This is a genomic window from Pseudomonas sp. 05N434, from assembly GCF_056396965.1.
In genome coordinates this window covers 1-1,434 of the sequence record NZ_JBFTMK010000838.1, presented here as the reverse complement: position 1 = coordinate 1,434, position 1,434 = coordinate 1, and the positions used below count along the sequence as shown (strand labels likewise).

General features: G+C 60.6%; 1 protein-coding gene and 1 pseudogene. Both read left to right on the top strand.

The features are described 5' to 3' along the window. Positions 1–217: 217 nt before the first annotated feature. Positions 218–1,186, top strand: coding sequence for a polyprenyl synthetase family protein (locus AC1DLB_RS29930; RefSeq protein WP_018925881.1), 969 nt, complete (start codon positions 218–220; stop codon positions 1,184–1,186). A 157-nt stretch (positions 1,187–1,343) separates the two neighbouring features. Beyond that, positions 1,344–1,434 (top strand): annotated as a pseudogene (locus AC1DLB_RS29925) (alkylphosphonate utilization protein); the annotation flags it as partial.

Here is a 1,434-nt window from a genome sequence, read left to right as displayed (position 1 = left end):
CACCCAGCTCTTTATAAGAAGAGGTATTGGCTGGCATGGCTGCATAAGGCTGGAAGGCCTGTTTGCAATTGCGTAAGGCAGGTGCTGCCCAGGAAGTTCAGGGTGCGCGATTGTACGCAAGCTACTCTGGCGTTGCAAGTGGCCGTCCATCGCGCCTTGACAGGCCCGGACGTGGGTCCTAGCATGCCGCGCAACCCTTCTGGAGCAACTGTCGCTGATGCAACCCCAAGCTTTCTACCGCGCGGTGGCGGACGATTTTAGCGCCGTCGACGGCATCATCAAGAAGCAGCTGACTTCCCGAGTGCCGCTGGTATCGAAAATCGGCGACTACATTACCTCGGCTGGCGGCAAACGCCTGCGTCCCTTGCTCGTGCTGCTGTGCGGCAAGGCACTGGGCCGCGAGGGCGATGACCTGCGCCTGCTGGCCGCGACCATCGAGTTCCTGCACACCGCCACCCTGCTGCACGACGACGTCGTCGACATGTCCGGCATGCGCCGTGGCCGTTCAACCGCCAATGCCATGTGGGGCAACGCGCCGAGCGTGCTGGTGGGCGACTTCCTGTATTCGCGTTCTTTCGAAATGATGGTCGAACTGGGCTCCATGCCGGTAATGAAGATCCTTTCGCAAGCCACGCGCATCATCGCTGAAGGCGAAGTATTGCAGCTGTCGAAGGTCCGCGACGCCAGCACCACCGAAGAAACCTACATGGAAGTCATTCGCGGCAAAACCGCGATGCTCTTCGAGGCTTCGACCCACAGCGCCGCAGCCCTGGCCGGCGCCTCGCTGGAACAGAGCGAAGCGCTACGCACCTTCGGCGATCACCTGGGCGTGGCCTTCCAACTGGTCGACGACCTGCTGGACTACCGTGGCGATGCCGAGACCCTGGGCAAGAACGTCGGTGACGACCTGGCCGAGGGCAAGCCGACGCTGCCGCTGATCTACACCATGCGCGAAGGCACTCCGGAGCAGGCCGCACTGGTTCGTCAGGCGATCCAGAAAGGTGGCATCGAAGACCTGGAAAGCATTCGCGAAGCGGTCGAAGCTTCCGGCTCGCTGGATTACACCGCGCAACTGGCCCGCGACTACGTGGCCCGTGCGATCAAGTGCCTCGGCGCCCTGCCCGCCAGCGAATACCGCGATGCGCTGGTGGAATTGAGTGAATTTGCGGTCGCTCGCACGCACTGATATTCATAGCAAATTYAAAAGATCGCAGCCCTCGGCAGCTCCACATGGGTACACCAAGGAGCTGCCGAAGGCTGCGATCTTTTGCTGTTCGCTCCCTCCTGCGATAAATCCCTATATAATGTGCGCTTTTTAGCCATCCTGAATCCAAGGAGCTTTAGTGAGCACGTTGCCACCCTGCCCGAAATGCAATTCCGAATACACCTACGAAGACGGCGCACAGCTGATCTGCCCGGAGTGCGCCCATGAGT